General features: G+C 64.7%; 17 protein-coding genes, 1 tRNA gene and 1 riboswitch. Of the genes, 11 read left to right on the top strand and 7 right to left on the bottom strand.

What is annotated here, in order from left to right:
• Nucleotides 1-11 precede the first annotated feature (11 nt).
• The 5 genes from GRI68_RS13450 to GRI68_RS13430 all read right to left on the bottom strand — a co-directional run bounded on the left by GRI68_RS13450 (nucleotide 12) and on the right by GRI68_RS13430 (nucleotide 6,474).
• The gene (locus tag GRI68_RS13450) at nucleotides 12-944 is read right to left on the bottom strand and encodes a phytoene/squalene synthase family protein (RefSeq protein ID WP_325063813.1); all 933 of its coding nucleotides are present in this window, start codon (nucleotides 942-944) and stop codon (nucleotides 12-14) included.
• An 83-nt stretch (nucleotides 945-1,027) separates the two neighbouring features.
• Complete coding sequence (locus GRI68_RS13445) at nucleotides 1,028-1,609, bottom strand: LOG family protein (RefSeq protein WP_160617752.1); 582 nt, start codon at nucleotides 1,607-1,609, stop codon at nucleotides 1,028-1,030.
• A complete protein-coding gene (locus GRI68_RS13440) occupies nucleotides 1,606-3,150 on the bottom strand; it encodes a phytoene desaturase (protein WP_160617751.1) in 1,545 nt (514 codons plus the stop codon). Before GRI68_RS13440 ends, GRI68_RS13445 begins: the two co-directional genes overlap by 4 nt.
• Complete coding sequence (gene crtY, locus GRI68_RS13435; protein ID WP_160617750.1) at nucleotides 3,147-4,340, bottom strand: lycopene beta-cyclase CrtY; 1,194 nt, start codon at nucleotides 4,338-4,340, stop codon at nucleotides 3,147-3,149. Before crtY ends, GRI68_RS13440 begins: the two co-directional genes overlap by 4 nt.
• A 94-nt stretch (nucleotides 4,341-4,434) precedes the next feature.
• A complete protein-coding gene (locus GRI68_RS13430) occupies nucleotides 4,435-6,474 on the bottom strand; it encodes a S9 family peptidase (RefSeq protein ID WP_160617749.1) in 2,040 nt (679 codons plus the stop codon).
• A gap of 221 nt (nucleotides 6,475-6,695) precedes the next feature.
• Between GRI68_RS13430 and GRI68_RS13425 the strand changes: the two genes are divergently transcribed.
• The 9 genes from GRI68_RS13425 (at nucleotide 6,696) to GRI68_RS13385 (ending at nucleotide 16,798) form a co-directional block, all read left to right on the top strand.
• A complete protein-coding gene (locus GRI68_RS13425) occupies nucleotides 6,696-8,558 on the top strand; it encodes a DUF885 domain-containing protein (RefSeq protein WP_234028814.1) in 1,863 nt (620 codons plus the stop codon).
• A gap of 8 nt (nucleotides 8,559-8,566) precedes the next feature.
• Nucleotides 8,567-10,216 carry a tetratricopeptide repeat protein gene (locus GRI68_RS13420; protein WP_160617748.1) on the top strand — a complete coding sequence of 550 codons (1,650 nt, stop codon included), beginning with the start codon at nucleotides 8,567-8,569 and terminating at the stop codon, nucleotides 10,214-10,216.
• 66 nt (nucleotides 10,217-10,282) lie between these two features.
• On the top strand, nucleotides 10,283-10,762 hold the full coding sequence (locus GRI68_RS13415) for an EF-hand domain-containing protein (RefSeq protein ID WP_160617747.1): 480 nt from the start codon (nucleotides 10,283-10,285) through the stop codon (nucleotides 10,760-10,762).
• A gap of 82 nt (nucleotides 10,763-10,844) precedes the next feature.
• A complete protein-coding gene (locus GRI68_RS13410; RefSeq protein ID WP_160617746.1) occupies nucleotides 10,845-12,107 on the top strand; it encodes a nucleotide sugar dehydrogenase in 1,263 nt (420 codons plus the stop codon).
• Between the two features lie 9 nt (nucleotides 12,108-12,116).
• Nucleotides 12,117-13,130, top strand: coding sequence for an NAD-dependent epimerase/dehydratase family protein (locus GRI68_RS13405; protein ID WP_199799767.1), 1,014 nt, complete (start codon nucleotides 12,117-12,119; stop codon nucleotides 13,128-13,130).
• Nucleotides 13,131-13,201: 71 nt separating this feature from the next.
• Complete coding sequence (dcd, locus tag GRI68_RS13400) at nucleotides 13,202-13,756, top strand: dCTP deaminase (protein WP_160617745.1); 555 nt, start codon at nucleotides 13,202-13,204, stop codon at nucleotides 13,754-13,756.
• A 61-nt stretch (nucleotides 13,757-13,817) separates the two neighbouring features.
• A complete protein-coding gene (locus GRI68_RS13395; protein ID WP_160617744.1) occupies nucleotides 13,818-15,017 on the top strand; it encodes a bifunctional alpha/beta hydrolase/OsmC family protein in 1,200 nt (399 codons plus the stop codon).
• Nucleotides 15,014-16,207 carry a saccharopine dehydrogenase family protein gene (locus GRI68_RS13390; RefSeq protein WP_160617743.1) on the top strand — a complete coding sequence of 398 codons (1,194 nt, stop codon included), beginning with the start codon at nucleotides 15,014-15,016 and terminating at the stop codon, nucleotides 16,205-16,207. Before GRI68_RS13395 ends, GRI68_RS13390 begins: the two co-directional genes overlap by 4 nt.
• Before the next feature lie 33 nt (nucleotides 16,208-16,240).
• Entirely contained in the window at nucleotides 16,241-16,798 is a 558-nt protein-coding gene (locus GRI68_RS13385; RefSeq protein ID WP_160617742.1) for a DoxX family protein, read from the top strand.
• Nucleotides 16,799-16,897: 99 nt separating this feature from the next.
• Here GRI68_RS13385 and GRI68_RS13380 read toward each other — a convergent pair.
• Nucleotides 16,898-16,972, bottom strand: a tRNA-Gly gene (locus GRI68_RS13380).
• A gap of 167 nt (nucleotides 16,973-17,139) precedes the next feature.
• Here GRI68_RS13380 and GRI68_RS13375 point away from each other — a divergent pair.
• Together GRI68_RS13375 and GRI68_RS13370 are read left to right on the top strand one after the other, a co-directional pair.
• Entirely contained in the window at nucleotides 17,140-18,045 is a 906-nt protein-coding gene (locus GRI68_RS13375) for a tetratricopeptide repeat protein (RefSeq protein ID WP_160617741.1), read from the top strand.
• 2 nt (nucleotides 18,046-18,047) lie between these two features.
• The gene (locus tag GRI68_RS13370) at nucleotides 18,048-18,662 is read left to right on the top strand and encodes an LON peptidase substrate-binding domain-containing protein (protein WP_160617740.1); all 615 of its coding nucleotides are present in this window, start codon (nucleotides 18,048-18,050) and stop codon (nucleotides 18,660-18,662) included.
• A 114-nt stretch (nucleotides 18,663-18,776) separates the two neighbouring features.
• Here the strand turns inward: GRI68_RS13370 and GRI68_RS13365 are convergent, their stop codons facing one another.
• Entirely contained in the window at nucleotides 18,777-19,007 is a 231-nt protein-coding gene (locus GRI68_RS13365; RefSeq protein ID WP_160617739.1) for a hypothetical protein, read from the bottom strand.
• Nucleotides 19,008-19,175: 168 nt separating this feature from the next.
• Nucleotides 19,176-19,292, top strand: a riboswitch (SAM-I-IV-variant riboswitch).
• Nucleotides 19,293-19,295 lie beyond the last annotated feature (3 nt).

Below are 19,295 nucleotides of genomic sequence, written 5' to 3'. Positions count from 1 at the left end.
GCGAGCGCGCCTCACCAGCCCTTGAGCGGGCGCAGGTCTTCGCGGGTGTAGGGGGGCATGTGTTCGGGCTGGTCTGGCCGGTTGACCAGCGCTTCCCAGAACGCCGCGATTACGTGGCCCAGCTTGGCGAATTTGCCGATCGTCACCCGCTTGTTCCACGCGAGCTGCCCGCGATCGAGCACCTTGTGGCCGATGGCGGTGTAGATCCGCGTGGCCGACAGGACCGCCCAGCGGCTGCGGAAGGAAAGCTTGGCCGCGCCCAGCCGCGCCGCATCGGCGTAAAGGTCCATCAGCGAGACCAGCCGCACCGCCACCGCGGCGAGCTTGAACCTGTTGTGCGGCTTGGCGTGTTCCCCGGGCTTGATATCGGCCTCGGCGAGCCATTCCTGCGGCAGATAGCAGCGCCCGGCGGCGTCGTCGTCCACGATGTCGCGCGCGATATTGGCAAGCTGGAAGGCAAGGCCCAGATCGCACGCCCGGTCATACACCCAGCTGTCGTTCGGGGCCTGCATGACCTTGGCCATCATCACGCCCACGGCGCCTGCAACGTGATAGCAATAGCGCATCATTTCGGGCTCGCTGCGCGGCTGCCAGCCCTGCGCATCGAGCGAAAAGCCCGCGATGACATCGTTCGCCATGTCCATTGTCAGCCCGACTTCGGCGGCGACCATGCCGAAACTGTCGAATGCCAGATCGAGCGTCGGCTGCCCGTCGAGCGAGCGGCGGGTGAGCGCGCGGATGCCCTGGACCGTGTCCTCGGCTTCCTTGACGTTATGGACTTCCGCCATCTCGCCGCCCAGCTCCTGCCCGTCGGCCAGATCGTCGCACCGGCGGCACCAGTGATAGAGCAGCCAGGCGCGCTGGCGGGTGTCGCGATCGAACAGCAGCGAGGCGAAGGCGAAGCTCTTCGATCCCTCGGCGATCGCGTAATAGGATTCGGACACCAGATAGTCGCGATTGCGCCCGCCCCCCTTGGAGGTGGGCGTTTTCTTGATGATCCGGGAGGGGGCTAGGAGTCGAGGCCGTTTCAGAGGTCGTCTGCCTTCATCGCGAAAATGGGCGTATGGGGTTCATAATCCGCCATCGCCTGCAAGAGTTCCGCGATCGTCTCGCGCGCGACGATGATGCCCTGGTGCGCGGGGCGGATGAAACCCACCTCGATCATCTTGGCATTGAATTCGAGCAGGCCGTCATAAAAGCCGAACGCGTTGAGCAGGCCGACGGGGCTGTTATGATAGCCCAGTTGCGCCCAGCTGACCGCCTCCCACAGTTCGTCCATCGTACCGACCCCGCCGGGGATCGTGACGAACCCGGCCGACAGATCGGTGAAGGCTTTCTTGCGCTCATGCATGCCGGGCACGACTTCGAGGCTGGTACAGCCGGTATGCGCGACTTCGGAGCCGACCAGCGCTTCGGGGATCACCCCGATCACTTCGCCGCCAGCCTCCAGCGCGCTGTCCGCCACCGCGCCCATCAGCCCGAGCCGGCCGCCGCCATAGACGACGCCGATGCCGCGCTCGGCCAGCGTGCGACCGACCTCGCGGGCCAGCTCGATATAGCGCGCATCGGCCGGCGTGGCCGATCCGCAATAAACGGCGAGGCGCTTCATACCGCCAAATCCTCCAGCATCAGTCCTGCGGTGGCCTTGGCGCTGCCGACGACGCCGGGGATGCCCGCGCCCGGATGCGTGCCCGCGCCCACCAGGTAGAAATTTTTCAGCACGTCGTCGCGGTTGTGGCCGCGGAACCAGGCGCTTTGCGTCAGGATCGGTTCGAGGCTGAAGGCGCTGCCCATATGCGCGTTGAGATCCTGCGCGAAGTCTTTCGGCGCGTAGGAGAACTTGGTCACGATCCGCTCCGACAGGCCGGGGATCAGGCGACGTTCCAGCTCGGCCAGGATCCGCGCTTCGAGCTCCGGTCCCATCTCGTCCCAGTCGATCGGCAGCTTGCCCTGATGCGCGACCGGCACCAGCGCGTAGAAGGTGCTCATGCCCTCGGGCGCCATCGACGGATCGCTGACGCTGGGATGGTGGAGATAGATCGAGAAATCGCGCGGCAGCACGCCGTGCTTGTAGATGTCTTCGAGCAGCCCGCGATAGCGCGGACCGAACAGGATCATGTGGTGCGGGATGCCCGGCCATGCGCCCTCGATCCCGAAATGGACCACGAACAGGCTGGGGCTGAACCGCTTCTTCGCCAGCTTCGCCGCGTATTGCTGGCCGCGCACATTGTCGCCCAGCAGGTCGCGATAGGAGTGCATGATGTCGGCATTGGACGCGACCGCATCGAACTGGCCGCTCCATCCGCTCGCGGTTTCGACCCCGCGGACGTGATCACCCATCGTCGTCACCCGCTCGACCGGATCGCCCAGCCGCACGGTGCCGCCGATCCGCTCGAAATGCCGGACCATGCCGGCGACGAGGCGATTGGTGCCGCCCATCGCCCACCACACGCCGCCGTCTTTTTCGAGCTTGTGGATCAGCGCGTAGATCGAGCTGGTTTCCATCGGATTGCCGCCCACCAGCAGCGTGTGGAAGGACAGCGCCTCGCGCAATTTCTCGCTCTCGATATACTTCGAGACCATCGCGTAGACGCTGTTCCACGCCTGGTTCTTGACCAATGCGGGCGCGGCCTTGAGCATCGACTTGAAATCGAGGAACGGCACATGGCCGAGCTTGACGTAGCCTTCCTCGAACACGCGGGCCGAGTAATCGAGGAATTCCTCGTACCCGCCGACATCGCCCGGGGCGACGCGGTTGATCTCGGCACGTAGATGCGCTTCGTCGTTCGAATAGTCGAAATTGGTCCCGTCGGGCCAGTTGAGCCGGTAGAAGGGGGAGACTTCTTTCAATTCGACGTCTTCGGCCATGTCGTGGCCGGTCAGGCCCCACAATTCGCGCAGGCAATCGGGATCGGTGATCACGGTCGGGCCGGCATCGAAGGTGAAGGTCCCGCGATCGGTTTCCTTCTCCCAGAAATACGCCCGCCCGCCGGGTTTGTCGCGACCTTCGACCACGGTGGTGGCGATGCCCGCCGATTGCAGCCGGATCGCCAGCGCCAGCCCGCCGAAGCCCGCGCCGACGACGCAGGCGGTCTTGCCGGTGGGGGCGGGGATGCGCGGCGAGGTCTCTATGGAAGCGGGGGCATTCATTGCGGATTTCCTTGCATCGGACGGCCACTGGAAAGCAAGGCCGGGATCGCTCGCGACACGGGGACCGGCGGTTTGTCGATCAGGATCCGTGCCTTGTCTGCCAGGCTCGAACGCCCGGCATAGAACCGCTCGATGAGGTCGGGCGAGAGGGTGTAGAAGCGTTCGAACACGCGCACGCGCTGTTCGGGTTCGGCGGCCTGGAACAGCATCCGGCCGAGCAGGCGGTAAAATGCGGTCGCGCGCCAATGCTGCTTCGCCTTGCGTTCGACCAGCGCGGCGAGCTGCTCGCCCGGCAGATCGGCATGGTCGGCAATCGCCAGCGCGGTTTCGGCGGCGAAAGGCAGCGTGTAGCTCGTCAGCGGATGGGTGAAGCCGCCCCGCGCGCCCGCCAGCACCACGCCGGGTTCGGACTGTTGTTCGCGATAGGCATCGAGATCGCCGCCGGTGATGACGGGCAGGACGCCGGTTTCGTGCGCGATGCAGTCGTATTGCCAACCCTGCGCCTCGCAATAGGCATCGATCCGGGCGGAAAGCGCCGACCGGTCCAGCTCGGGCTCGTCCTGGTAGTACGTGTCCTCAACGAACAGGTCGCACGCGCCGATCGGCAGGACATAGACGAAGCGATAGCCGCCCAGCTGGTCGACCGTCGCATCCATGATGATCGGCAAGTCGACGCCATGCGGCGTGTGCGTGCGCAAATGCCTTCCCATGAAGACCTGCCATCCACCCGCCATATGGGCAGACGGGGCCGCGCTGCGGCAATCGACCACGATCCGCGCTGGGATGCGCTCATCCCCTGCCAGCATCACATGATCGTGTCCGAACGAGGCAACCTCACTGCCGCAGCGGATGATTCCTTCGGGCAGTTCGCGCCGCAGGCCGATGTCGAAATCGTGCGACGACAGCGACCGGTACGGCGTGTCCAGCGCGCGGGCATGTGCGGGGAAGCGCACGCGGTAGCCGTCCCACAGGCAGGTCCTGAATGGCGCGAGCAGCGCCCTGCCGCCGGCGTCGAGGTCGGTTTCGAACCAGCTCCAGCGGTGATTGCCGCCCAGGGTTTCGCCCTGTTCGAACAGGCGGATGCGCAATTCGGGGCGCTTGTGCGCGAGCGCAAGCGCAGTCAGGCCTCCGGCAAGGCCACCGCCGATGATGGCGACGTCGACGATCGAGGGGGGTGCGCGACGGGTCATGCCCGGACTGCCTATGCAAGCGATTGACGCAGCGCAAAGAAAAAGGCGCGCCCCGTACCGGAACGCGCCTTCCTCGATATCATCGGCGAGAGCCTCAGTCCTCGGCCGTCTCGGTCTCGATCGCCGGACGCGGCGCGGGCAGCGGGGCATCGCGGTCGCCGGTCTTCAGATAGGTGTCGAACCAGCGCATCATCCGCAAATTGTAATCGTAACGCGAGGCAGCACGGGAATTGCCGTGGCCTTCGCCCGGATAGAGCACCAGCCGCACCGGGGTCTCGGGCTTCCTCACCTTGATCGAGCGATAGAGCTCGTAGCTCTGGCTCGGCGAGACGCGCGGATCGCTGTCGCCATGCATGATCAGCAGCGGCGTTTCGGCACGGTCGGTGTAGTAGATCGGCGAGACTTCGAGCATCTTCTGCCAGTCTTCCCACGGCCAGGCCAGCGCATGGACGTTGCGCATCTCGTACGGGATGTCGGTGGTGCCGAATTTCGAGATCTGGTTCGAAATGCCGACGAACATCACGCCGGCGGCGAATTCGTCCGAATAATAGGTCGTGCCCCAGGCCGTGGCGTAGCCGCCATAGGAACCGCCGGTGATGCCGGTGCGATCCGGATCGGCGATGCCATCCGCAACCAGCGCGCGCTTGGCATCGACCAAGTCGCGGAATTCGGGATCGGTGTAGCGGCCTTGATGCGATTTGGAGAAGGCCGTGCCGTAGCCGGTCGAGCCGCGATAATTCGGAAGGAACACGGCATAGCCCTGCCCCGCCGCGACCTGTCCGGGGCCCGAATAGGCGGTCAGCCAGCCGTTCGATTCATGCGATTCGGGGCCGCCATGCACGTCGAGGATCAGCGGCGCGCCGCCGTTCGGTACCCCGCCCACCGGCAGGATCAGCACGCCTTCGATCTCGGTCCCGTCGGTCGCGGTGTAACGATAGGGGCGCTGTTCGCCGAAATTGATCTCAGAGAGCCACGTATTGCTGTCGGTCCAGCGCTCGAACATCGCGCCTTTCCAGACATAGAGCTCGGTCGGGTGCGTCGGGGTGGAAGCGCGCACCGCGATCCGGTTGCCGCCCGCCTCGATCGAGGTCATCACCAGATCGCCGCCGTCGATCTGCTGCGCGACCGAGCCGTCGGCCGAATAGATCCGCAGATCGCTGGCGATGCCGGTGTGGATCACCGCCGCGAGCCGCCCGTCGTCGAGCCATTCGGCATCGACTGCCGCTTCGTCCGCGCCTTCGTTCAGCGCCGTCATCGCGCCCGAAACAGGATCGACGAGGTAGAGCGTGGTGGGCGCCGGATCGTTCATGTCGACGCCCGCGATCAGCGAAAGCTTCGAACCGTCGGGCGCGATCTCGACATCGTCGATCTTGCCCTGCGTTTCGATCACGCGCGTGACGTTGCCGCTGGCGAGATCGAGGATGTGGACGCGCTTCTTGGTATAGCTGTCGTCCACCTGCGGGGTCGGCGCGCTGTCGACCGCGGCCCAGCGACCATCGGGCGACACCTTGAAGGCCGAGACATACCCCGGAACCGTCACTTCGCGCGGTTCGGCATCGACTTCCTCGCCAAGGCGCGCGGTGAACAGGCGGTTGAGCCGGTTCTCTTCCTCGTACACCACCGCGTCGAAGCCCTTCTTGTCTTCGGCTTCGCGCTGCTTGTCTTCCTCGGGGTTGGCGAGGAGGATGATCGACTGGCCATCGGGCGCAAAGGCGAAGCTGCGGACATGCGCGCCATCGACTTCGGCGATCTTGCGATACGCACCGCCGTCGATCGGTAGCGCCCAGACCGCGCGCTTCTCACCATCCTTGGCCCAGCGGAACGCGATCATCCGTCCGTCGGGGGAGAAAGTGACCGAACCCGGGCTGATATCGTCGGGCAGGTATTCGCGGGCCTGGTCCTTTTCCCACGCGACCATCAGTTCCTGGCGCGATCTGCCATCCTTCTCGCCCGCCGTGACATCGGGCAGGCTGACGACGGTGTAGGCGATCCGCGAGCCGTCGGGCGACACCGCAACCTGGCCGACGCTTTCGATCTTGGCCACGTCTTCGGGGGTCATTTCGCGCGCCTGCGCCAGCGTGAGCGGGGTCACGAACGCGGTCGCGAGCAAAGCGGCCCTGGTCAATTTCAGCATGGAATTCCTCTCCTGTTGATCGGTCTGGCCCGCGCCTTAGCCATTGCGGCGCGCACCGGGCAAGGGCATCAGGGCGCAGGACTGAGAGACAGACCGTGCAGCAGTGGCGGCATCCCGCCTAGGCACGCTGGTCGAAGCCAATCGTCGCCCGATCGGAACGGCGCTATTGTCTCGCGCAGCCACGACCTAGCCTGAGGGCCGTCAATACAGGGGAATTCCAGATGACCATGCTTCGCACTGCTTTCACAGCGGCTTTCACCGGCGCTTCCGCCCTCGCGCTCGCCGCCTGTGCGACCACCGCCGAAGAGCCGGTCTCGACCGCCGCCGCACCATTGCCCGAGGTCGCCACGACCGAAGCGGGCACCGCCGCCACCAGCGCGCATGACGATCTGTTCGCGCTGTTTGCCGAAGCCGACGAGCGCAGCCTCAAGCTCAATCCGATCGGCGCGCTGTTTCGCGGCGACATGCGCTATGCCGACAGGATCGGCGATTATCTCGACGACGAATATTTCGCCGCTAGCGAGGCCGATGCGCGCCGCAATCTGAAAGAACTGCGCGCCATCGACCGCGCCGCGCTCAACGCGACCGACAAGCTCGCCTACGACGTGTTCGAATACAACCAGACCGAATCGATTAAGGGCCTGACGCCCGAGATCATCGCCGTTTCGGTGGTGCGCCCGGTGAACCATTTTGCCGGCTTCCACACCTTCTACCCGACCTTCGCCAGCGGGCAGAGCGCCGCGCCGTTCAAGACGGTCGAGGATTACGAAAACAACCTCAAGCGCCACGACAATTACATCGACCTGACCGACAAGGCGATCGCACGCTTTCGCGAGGGGTTGGAAAGCGGCGTGCTCGAAACCAGGCTGACGATCGGCAATGTGATCGAACAGCTCGACACCCAGCTTGCCATGCCGCTCGACCAGTCGCCGCTGATGGGCCCGGTCGCGATGTTCCCCGACAGCTTCTCCGAGACTGAAAAGGCGCGCCTAACCAGGGAGTACACGGCCAAGACGGAAGAGATCTACGCCGCACATTCGCGCCTGCGCGATTTCCTGCGAGACGAGTATCTCCCGGTGGCGCGCGAGAGTGTCGGCCTGTCGCAGATGAAGGGCGGTGCCGCGCTCTACCGGCAGATGATCGAAAGCACGACGACGCTGCCGCTGACCCCCGATTACCTCCACAATCTCGGCCTGTCCGAAGTCGCGCGGGTCAAAAAGGGCCTCGAAGAGATCAAGGCCGAAGTCGGCTTCGACGGTACGCTCAACGAATTTTTCGATTATGTCCGCACCGATCCCAAGTTCAAGCCGAAGAGCCGCGAGGCGCTGACGCAGAGCTATTACGATGTCGGCAAGGCGGTCGACGCGCAGATCCCGCGCTTCTTCTCGCTGACGCCCGAGACCCCGCTCGAGATCAAGCCTTACGAGCCGTTCCGCGAGAAGTTCGAGGCCGGCGGATCGTACCAGGGAGGCGCACCCGACGGATCGCGCCCCGGTACGTTCTATTTCAACGCTTACGATCTCCCCAGCCGCCTGACGACCGGCAATGTCACGCTTTACCTCCACGAAGGCGCGCCGGGGCATCACTTCCAGATCAGCCTTGCGCAGGAAAACGAGGACCTGCCCGCCTTCATGCGCTTCGGCGGCAACACCGCCTATGCCGAAGGCTGGGCGCTCTATGCCGAAACCCTGGGCTATCCGATGGGTCTCTTCGACGATCCCTGGGCGCGCTACGGCACGCTGCAGGACGAGCAATTGCGCGCAATGCGGCTGGTGGTCGACACCGGTTTGCACGCCAAGGGCTGGAGCCGCGAACAGGCGATCGATTTCATGCTCGAGAATTCGGGCATGACCCGCACCGAAGTGGTCGCCGAAGTCGAACGCTATATCGCCATCCCGAGCCAGGCCCTGGCCTACAAGGTGGGCGCGCTGAAGATCCAGGAACTGCGCGCCAAGGCCGAACGGGCGTTGGGCGACCGCTTCGACATCCGCGATTTCCATGCGCAAGTGCTCGATACCGGCGCGCTGCCGCTGCCGGTGCTCGAACGCAAGATCGACGCCTGGATCGCCGGCGGCGGGGGCTGACCGCGGCCATGGCCCGACGCAGGGAGATCCTCGCTACGATCGCCGCCCTGTTCGCGGTTCAGCTTCCGGTCGCTGCGCAAGACCTTGCCTGGCAATCCCCCGCCCCGCTCGTCGCACAGATTGGCGCCGAACGCGATGGCGAGTTTGGCGATGGAGCACGCGCCCTGTTCGAAGACTGCGCGGCGCAAGGGTATCAGGGCAGCAGCGAGCACTGCCGCGCGCTGCTGGTCGAGATCTTTGCAGTCGCGCATCGCCGTGACTTTGCCGCATCGGCCGAATGGGCCGCGCGGCGGCTGCACGACCAGTATTACATCATCGAGCGCGATCCTGATGACCCCGCAATCTATCTCGAATTCGCGGCCCGCGAGATGGCGACCTTCGACCTCGCGCTGACCCGCCCGCTGTTCGAGGCGATAAGCCAGCGCCGATTTCGCGAGGATGCCGATCCGCTGGCGGAGCTTGTCCGACTGGATGAACTCGCGGCGGCGGAATTCAGGCTTGGTCGACCGCCTTCGGAACGCCTTTTGCTGGAAGGTGCGCTGGAACTTTCGCGCCGGCACGATGGAGAGAGCTCGGACCGCTACCGCGACCTCGCGTCACGGGCCTTGCGCGCCGATGCCCTGATGACCGCGCCCGAAGCCGTCGGGCGCTGCGAAGCGATCGATGCGCGGCTCGACCCGGGCGATGTCTACGCCATCCACGAGGCCGTGAGCTGCTTGATCCTGGACGCCCAGCTTGGACGGATGCGGGAAGCGACCGAGGATCTGCGCTCGGTGGCGCTGGAAACCAGCGCGGCGGGAGCGAGCGCTGCGGCGAGCGCCGATCTCCAGTTTCATCTGGGACGTGTTCTGATGCTGCAGGAACGCTGGCCCGATGCCGAAGCGCCACTGCGCGCGGCCCTGGATCTGCTTCGGCCGGAGGGAATGGGGGCGGACTATTTCCAGGATCGCGGAGCCTCGCAACCGGCCAAGCGTGCGGCCGATTTCCTCAAGCTGGCGCTCGAGCTGCAAGGCAAGCAAGGCATCCGCACGAGCAACAGCTATGGGGGCATCGATCGTCGCCTGGGCCTGTTTTTCGGGATCGAGGAGCTGCGCTGGTCTGCGCAGGACTGGGCCGCCAAAGCCGAACGTCTGCAGGAGAAGATCGATAGCGGCGCGCTGCAATGGGAAGGCGGCGTTTGGCGTTCGCTCCGGTCGCGCTACAATCGGGCCAAGGCCGACATCGGCCAGCTGCGTGGCAGCGAAGATCCGCTATTCGGTTATTACGCGGTCAAGGATGCGGAAGCTGGCGAACTCTACCTGACCGAAGGCTATCGTCGCGAACATGATCCCGCATATATCGAGCGTTACATCACGCCGGAATTCGAAAAAGGGGCGCGACTGATCGCAGCAGGCATGGCTCCGACGCAATTGGAATATGCCGACGGCCTCCATGCGGCAGCGATCCACTGGGCACGCCAGGATCGCGATCCCGGACGCGCCTACGGATTGTGCACGCTGGCGATGGGCGGGGTGCGCGAATCGGTTGCCGCAGAGCGTGAATTCGATGCGGTCACCCAGCGGCGTCTGAAACAGGCCGCGCCGATCTTTGCCGATTGCATCGGCGTGATGTGGAATGCGCGCGCCTCCGAAGATACCGCCGCGCAGGACGCGCGTTAATCTGCGGTTGAAGGCGTTCGTGCCAATGGGCTAGGCCTATCTTTCCAATTCAATGGGGGTTTCTCGATGTCCTATCGCTTCGCTTTCGCGGCGCTCGCCCTGGGCGCGGTCGCATGGTCGCCAGCCGCCGCACAGGATGGCGGGGAGCCGATCAGCCGCGCCAGCTTCATCACCACGATGGATGCCAATTTCGCCGCGCTCGACGGCAATGGCGACGGGCAGGTGACCGCGCAGGAAGCGATGGAGGCCCAGCGCCGCGCGACCTACGACGAAGCCCTGCGGCAGAACCAGCAGATCTTCGGCCAGCTCGATCGCGATGGCAACGGCATGCTGACCGCGCAGGAATTCGCCGGGCTGGTCAATCCCCAGTCGATTCCCGCCGATCCCGCACCTTTGCTCCAGCAATTCGACGTCAATGGCGACGGCACGATCACGCTGGTCGAATACCGCACGCGGACCCAGGCCAATTTCGACGCGATCGATACCGATCGCGACGGGGTGGTCACCCCGATGGAAATGCAGGCCGCCGGGATCGTCCCGAAATAAGGGATTCTTGACGGTTGATGCGCTACCGCTTCGCCCGAACCGCAGCCGCCCTTCCGGCGGGGCGGGGTGAGAGGGATGGGTAGTGGCACTTTCGGTAACGGTGATCGGGCTCGGCTATGTCGGGCTGCCGCTAGCGGTCGCGCTGGCGAAGCATTTCGATACGACCGGGTTCGATGTCGATACGCGCCGCATCGCCGAACTGCGCGACGGGCACGATCGCACCGACGAGATCGAGAGCGAACGGCTGTCCGCCAGCACGCTCTCGCTGACCGACCAGGCGGATGAATGCCCGCCGTCCGATTTCTACATCGTCACCGTGCCGACGCCGATCGATGCGGAGCGCAAGCCCGACCTTTCGCTGGTCGAGGCCGCCAGCCGCACGGTGGGCGACATGCTCTCAGGCGCGATCGCGGCGGGCAAGGCGCCGATCGTGGTCTATGAAAGCACCGTTTATCCCGGCGTCACCGAGGAATTGTGCGGCCCGATCCTCGAACAGCGATCGGGCGCGGTGTGCGGCAGGGACTTCTTCCTCGGCTACAGCCCCGAACGGATCAATCCGGGCGACCGCGAACATACGATCGAGCGGATCACCAAGGTCGTCTCGGGCCAGACGCCCGAAGTGCTCGACAAGGTGGCCGACCTCTATGGCGCGGTGACCAGCGGCGGCACGTTCCGCGCGGCCAGCATCAAGGCCGCCGAAGCCGCCAAGGTGATCGAGAACGCCCAGCGCGACATCAACATCGCCTTCATGAACGAGATCGCGCAGATCTTCGGCAAGATGGACCTGTCGGTGTGGGATGTCCTTGCCGCCGCGCGCACCAAGTGGAACTTCCTCCCCTTCACGCCCGGCCTGGTCGGCGGGCACTGCATCGGGGTGGATCCCTATTACCTCGCCCACCGGGCCGAGGAGCTCGGTCATGATCCGCGGGTGATCCTGTCGGGGCGCGGGATCAACGATTCTATGGCCGAGTTCGTCGCCGAGCGGCTGCACAAGGCGCGTGGCGGAAAAGCCGGCAGCGCGCTGGTGCTGGGCCTGACCTTCAAGGAGGACGTGCCCGACCTGCGCAATTCGAAAGTCGCCGACCTCGTCGCCGCGCTCGACCGGCTGGGCCACGACGTAACCGTGCACGATCCGCTCGCCAGCGCATCCGAAGCCGAGCACGAATACGGCCTCACGCTCGATGCGGATGCGCTCGATCGCCGCTACGACTGCGTTCTCCTCGCGGTGCCGCATCGCGTCTATCGCGACATGGGCAGCGAAGCGCTGCGCACGCTGCTGGCAGAGGGCGGCACGCTGGCCGATCTCAAGGGAGTGCTTGGCGAGCAGGCCGACTGGACCTTATAGGCGCTGCCCATGCGCAAGGTCCTCATCACCGGCTCGGCCGGCTTCATCGGCTTCCATCTCGCCCGCCATTTGCTCGACGAAGGGTTCGCCGTCGTCGGTTATGACGGGATGACGGATTATTACGACGTCCGCCTCAAGCAGCGGCGCCACCAGATGCTCAAGCAGTCCGAGCATTTCAGCGCGCATGAAGGCATGCTCGAGGATTTCGACAAACTCCACGCGCTGATGCTGGCCGAAAAGCCCGACGTGATCGTCCACCTCGCCGCGCAGGCGGGGGTCCGGTACAGCCTCGAAAACCCGCGCGCCTATCTCGATTCCAACCTCGTCGGCACGTTCAACGTGATGGAATGCGCGCGCGAGCTGGGCGTCGATCACCTGCTGATGGCCTCGACCAGCTCGGTCTATGGCGCGAACGAGGAGATGCCGTTCTCCGAATTGCAGAAGACCGACACCCCCCTCACCTTCTACGCCGCGACCAAGAAGGCGACCGAGGCGATGGGCCATTCCTACGCCCATTTGTGGAACCTGCCGACCACCATGTTCCGGTTCTTCACCGTCTACGGGCCGTGGGGCCGCCCCGACATGGCGTTGTTCAAGTTCACCAAGGGGATCCTGAACGGCGAGCCGATCGACATCTACAATCACGGCAAGATGTTCCGCGATTTCACCTATGTCACCGATCTGGTCCACGGCATCCGGCTGCTGATCGACAACCCGCCGGTGCGTCCCGAAAGCAGGGACGATATTCCCGAATGGGATTCGCTCTCGCCCGCCGCGCCCTACCGGGTCGTCAATATCGGCAATAACGACAAGGTCCGGCTGGAGGATTTCGTCGACGCGATCGAGGCCGAATGCGGCGTCGAGGCCAAGCGCAATTACATGGACATGCAGACCGGCGACGTGCCCGCGACCTGGGCCGACGCGACACTGCTCGAAAACCTCACCGACTATCGACCGAACACCGATGTTCGGGAGGGAATCAAGCGCTTCATTGTCTGGTATCGCGAGTATTACGAGGTCTGAGCGCGCAATGACGGGGGGATAGGACGCCGCCCCCACTTGCCGCCCGCGCCGCTTTGCGCAATCCATCGCCCATGGCGATTCTTTCCGACAAGTGGATCCGCGAGCAGGCGCAGGAACACGGCATGATTGAGCCGTTCGTCGAGGCCCAGCGCCGCGACGGCTGCATTTCCTACGGCCTCAGCTCCTACGGCTACGACGCCCGCGTCGCACCCGAATTCAAGATTTTCACCAATGTCGACAGCGCGGTGGTGGACCCGAAGAATTTCGCCGCCAACAGCTTCGTCGATCGCGAAACCGATGTCTGCGTGATCCCGCCCAATTCCTTCGCGCTGGCCCGCACGGTCGAATATTTCCGCGTGCCCGAAGACGTGCTGGTGATCTGCCTCGGCAAGTCGACCTATGCGCGCTGCGGGATCATCGTGAACGTCACCCCGCTCGAGCCGGGCTGGGAAGGCCATGTGACATTGGAATTTTCCAACACCACGCCTCTGCCTGCCAAAATTTACGCCAATGAAGGCGCGTGCCAGTTCCTGTTCCTGCAAGGCAACGAGCCGTGCGAAACGAGCTACAAGGACCGCGCTGGCAAATATATGGGCCAGCGCGGCGTCACGCTGCCGAAACTCTGATCGCCCGAGGTTTTGATTTCAGCGTGATCCAAATGTCCGCTCACGCGTATAGGAAGTGGACATGCCACGCGAAAAACTGACCTTCCCCTCCGCCGCCGGACACACGCTGACCGGCACGCTCGAACTGCCCGCCGGCCGCATCCGCGGCGCCGCGGTGTTCGCGCATTGCTTCACCTGCAGCCAGAATTCCAAGGGCGCGACCTATATTGCGCGCGCCCTCGCCCGGCGCGGGATCGCCACGCTCAAATTCGATTTCACCGGTCTCGGCGGGAGCGAAGGCGAATTCGGCGATAGCGGGTTTCTGGGCGACGTCGCCGATGTCGAAAGCGCGGCGCGCGAAATGGCCAAACGGTTCGAGACGAAAGTCCTGCTGGTCGGCCACAGCCTGGGCGGCGCCGCAGTGCTGGCCGCCGGCGCGACGCTCGAATGCGTCTATGCCATCGCCACGGTCAACGCCCCCTCCGACGTGCCCCACGCGCTCGACCGGATCGACGGCGATCTCGATGCGATCGAAAGCGACGGCAAAGGCACGGTCACGATCGGCGGGCGCCCCTTCACCATCAGCAGAGACTTCATCGACCACACGCGCGAAGCCGATCTCGGCCCCAAGATCGATCAGGTGCGCGTGCCCCTGATCGTGCTCCATTCGCCCACCGACACGATTGTCGGCATCGAGCATGCGAAGGCCATCTTCGAACGCGCGCACCATCCCAAGAGCTTCGTCGGGCTCGAGGGAGCGAACCATCTGATGACCGACCAGCGCGATGCCGATTTCGCCAGCGAGATGATCGCCGGATGGGCGGCGCGCTTCATGCCCGATGCACCGATCGACCGCCCGGAGAAAGGGGTCGTCGCACGCACCGGCCATGGCAAATGGGGCACCGAAATCCTGACCCCGCTGCACGATTTCGTCGCCGACGAACCGCGCCGCGATGGTGGGGACGAGATGGGGCCGACACCCTACGACCTGCTGCTTGCCGGGCTCGGCAGTTGCACCGCGATGACGATCAAGTTCTACGCCGAGCGCGAAGGCCTGCCCTTCGAAGGCGTCGAAGTCGATCTGTGGCACGAGCGCGACCACGCCAGGGATTGCGACCATTGCGAGGGCGAGTCGCGCGTCCAGGCGATCCACCGCACGCTGCGCTTCGCCGGTGACCTGCCGGTCGAAGTCCTCGACAAGCTGACCGAGGTGGCCGACAAGTGTCCCGTCCATCGCACCCTCGAAGGCCACCTGCATATCCATACGGAGAGAGCCGAATGACCGCCCCCGAGACAGACGAAGCCCGCGAATTCGATATCATCGTCTACGGCGCGACCGGCTATACCGGACGGCTCGTGGCCGAACATTTCGTGCGCGAATATGGCGACAAGACCGACGCCCCCAAATGGGCGATGGCGGGTCGCAACCAGGCGAAACTGGAGGATGTCCGCACACTGATCGGCGCGCCCGGCGATACCCCGCTGGTGATCGCCGATGCCGACGATCCGGCGAGCCTCGATGCGATGGTCGCGCGCACGAAGGTCGTGCTGACCACAGTCGGGCCCTACCAGCTCTACGGCGAACCGTTGCTGGCAGCCTGCGCGAAGGCCGGGACCGACTATGCCGATCTGTGCGGCGAGCCGGTCTGGATGCACAAGATGATCGCGAAATACGATGCGCAGGCGAAGGAAAGCGGCGCGCGCATCAGCTTCTCGTCGGGCTTCGATTCGATCCCGTTCGACCTCGGTGTGATGATGCTGCAGGCCGAAGCGGTGAAGCGCTTCGGCAAGCCTGCGCCCAGGGTGAAGGGCCGCGTCCGCAAGATGGAAGGCACCTTCTCGGGCGGCACCGCAGCGAGCCTCAAGGCGACCATGGCTTCGGCCGCAAAGCACCCCAAGGAATTCGCACAGATGAAGGACCCGTTCCTGCTGTGCGGCGATTTCAGCGGGCCCGAACAGCCGGGCGGCATGCTGCCGGTCTATGACGACGATCTCGAAAGCTGGTCCGCACCGTTCATCATGGCGGGGATCAACACCAAGAACGTCCACCGCACCAATTGCCTCTCCGGCCATAAGTATGGAGAGGATTTCCGCTATGACGAAATGGTCCTCACCAGTCCGGGCGAAATGGGCAAGCAGGCGGCCAAGGCGATCGGCGCCGCGCTCAAGGCGCCGTTCGGCGATGGCGGGCCCAAACCCGGCGAAGGCCCCACGCCCGAGCAGCGCGAGAACGGCCATTACGACCTGCTGTTCATCGGCCATTACCCGGACGGCAATTCCATCCGCTATGCCGTGAAGGGGCGCTACGATCCGGGCTATGGGTCGACCAGCCGGATGCTGGGCGAAACCGGCATGGCGCTGCTCGAAAGCGAGCATGCAGGCGGCGTCGGCACGCCCGGCAGCATCCTGGGTGAAGCGCTGGTCGAGCGTCTGCGCGAACGCGCCGAACTGACCTTCGAACCCGAAAGCTGATCCGCACCTCACCCATCAAAGGGGAAATTCGACATGGCTACCATTGCTGCAATCCTCGGTCGTATCCTGATCGCCATCCTGTTCGTCGTCGCGGGCGCCAACCAAATCATGGATCCCGAGCGGGCCGGGGCCGATTTCCTCAGCGCGGGTCTCGATCCCTCGCTGGTGATCCCCGCGGCCGTGATCCAGATCGTGGCGGGCCTCGCCCTCGCCTTGGGCTTTGCGACGCGAATTGCCTCGCTCGTGCTGTTCGTCTTCACCGCGTTGACGATCCTGTTCTTCCACCGCGATTTCAACGATCCGGCACAGGTCGACCTGCTGTGGCTCAACCTCGCCGTCGCGGGCGGGCTGCTGCTGACCTTTGCCTATGGCCATCTCGTTGGGAGCTGGAAGACCGTGCGCGCGCGTCGCGAAGGCGAAGTCGAAGCCAATGAGGCGCGCGCCGAGACCCATCAGGCCGAGCTCGACAAGGCCCGTGCGGAGGGCCGCGCCGAAGGTCTTGCCGAGGCTGCGCGGGGCCGCGACGACACCGACGTCGTCGTAGAGCGACCGGTGGTCGATACCGACGGCGACGGCAAAGCCGGCACCTGATCACAGGACCACCATCGCGCGCATGCCGACACGCTGCGCGCCGGTGGCTGCCGCGTCCGCCGGAGGCGGTTGATCGTGTCTGTCGAGAAAATGTTTCGATGGAGCGGGCGAGGCGATTCGAACGCCCGACCCCAACCTTGGCAAGGTTGTGCTCTACCCCTGAGCTACGCCCGCATATCCATCGAAAGAAGGGGTCGTGCCCCTTGCGAGAGGCGCGCAACTAGCAGCGGTGTTTTCCGCCCGCAAGCCAAAAAATGCGCCTTTTGCTCCTGCCCTTCACAAAGCGCGAAGAATGGCCAAATAGGACGCACACCGTAGATAGGGGAAACGCATTGGCCAGCATGGGTCTCAATATCGACGAGCAGAAGGCCGTCGAACGCTTCAAGAAAGACATCGTCGAGCCGTCGATGACGAATCTCGTCATCCTCGATTTCCATGCCGACTGGTGCGGGCCGTGCAAGGCGATCGCCCCGATGCTGGAGAAGGTTGCGGCCGAGTACGCCGACAAGGGCGTGATCCTGAAGAAGGTCGACGTCGACCAGGAAAAGTTCATCGCGAGCCAGTTCCAGGTCCAGTCGATCCCGACCATCTATGCGATGTTCCAGGGCCAGCCGGTCGCCGACCTGACCAAGGCGCGCAGCGAATCGCAGATGAAGCAGATGCTCGACCAGATTCTTGCGCAATTGCCGATCCAGTCCGGCGATGAAGCGGGTGGGCAGCCCGAGCAGGATATCGCCCCGCTGATCGCTATGGGCGAGGAAGTGCTCGCGGGCGGCGATGGCGAGCGCGCGGCGGGTATTTTCGCCCAGATCGTCGAGATGAAGCCCGATAGCGCCGAGGCCCATGCCGGGCTGATTCGCGCACTGGCGCTGGCCGGTCTCAAAGACGAAGCGCAGGCCGCGCTCGACGCCGTTCCCGCCGAAATCCAAGACGATCCCGCGGTCGCCCAGGCGAAAAGCGCGGTCGAGCTGGCAGGCGAGCACGTCGATGACGGTGAGCTCGATGCAGCGCGCGCCGCAGCCGAGAGCGGCGGGGCGCAGGAGAAATTCGATTTCGCCGAGAAGGCCTTCGCCGCCGGCCGGCGCGACGAGGCGGCGGACACACTGCTCGCCCTCGTGCGCGACGAGCCCGAATGGAATGAAGGCGCGGCCAAGGCCAAGCTCTTGCAGATCTTCGAAGCGGTCGGTCTCGAAGACCCGTGGGTAGCGGATAAACGTCGCCAGCTCTCTTTGATCCTGTTCGGATAGGCATGCCCGCTCAGCGCATCTCGATCTTTCCGCTGCCCGGCGCGATCCTGTTTCCGGGATTGCACCTGCCGCTGCACATCTTCGAGCCGCGCTACCGCGCGCTGGTGACCGATGCGCTGGCCCGCGATCGGCGAATCGGCATGATCCAGCCCGAAAAACCCGAGGAGGGCTCGCCGCTGTTCCGAATCGGGTGCCTCGGGAAGATCGGCGAGGTCGAGGCCAAGGACGACGGCGGCTTCGACATCGTGCTCGAAGGCGAATCGCGATTCGCCATCGTGCGCGAACTCGACGTGACGACGCAGTTCCGCCAGGTCGAAGCCGAATTGATCGAGGATCGCCTCAACCAGGCATTGAGCACGATCGCCCGCGCCGATTTCGAACGCGAGGCGCGCCGCTTTGCCGATGCGCAAGGCTACAGCGTCGATTGGGGTTCGATCGCACAGCTCGACGACGAGACGCTGATCGACGGCGTGAGCCAGATCGCGCCGTTCGACCATGCCAGCAAGCAGGCCCTGTTAGAAGCCGACGATCTCAGATCGCGCTGCGAGCTGCTGGTCCAGCTGATGCAGTTCTTCGGTGCGCGCGACAGCGACGAGGACCGCGTCACGCTGCAATAGGCACTCGCCCCACAAACGAGAAGGTCCCCCAAACGAAAAGGCCCGCCGAAACCGGCGGGCCTTCGTGTTTCGAATGGAACAAGCAGGCCTGGCCGACAGCCGGGCCCGGTTTCATTACATCGGGGTTTCGGTCGCTTCCGGAGCCGGGGTTTCTTCGCCGACCGGAGCGTCGGTGGCGATGGCGTCGGCGGCCGGGGTCTCGGCGGTCATCGGGTCGGTCGCGGTGGCGTCAACCGGAGCGGCTTCGACTTCAACGACTTCTTCTTCCGCAACCGTTTCGTCGGCCGGCTTGTCGCAAGCGGCGACGGCGAACGGAAGGAGAGCGACGAGAACAAGCTTTTTCATATTCGTGATTCCTGTGTCATGATTGACCGCCATATTATCGCCTTATTTACCGTCCCCGCCAAGCGATATTTGCATCGGCGCGCACGATTTCCCGCCGATACGGATACGGGTTGACCCGCAGCGCGCGCCATCCTAGTCATGGAACCAGACGGACCGGAGAAATCCTGCCGTCTGCATCAAGAGTGGCGCGAGTTCGTTCGCGGCCACGCCAACCTGCCCTCCCGGGCAAGGTGGCGGTCCTGTCAACAGGACGATGCGGCCAGAAGGGCAACCGAGCGGGGTTATCCA

The sequence above is a fragment of the Alteriqipengyuania halimionae genome (genome assembly GCF_009827575.1).
Taxonomy (GTDB): Bacteria; Pseudomonadota; Alphaproteobacteria; order Sphingomonadales; family Sphingomonadaceae; genus Alteriqipengyuania_A; species Alteriqipengyuania_A halimionae.
Note: the sequence above shows the minus strand (reverse complement) of the source record. Positions and strands in the feature narration are given on the sequence as shown.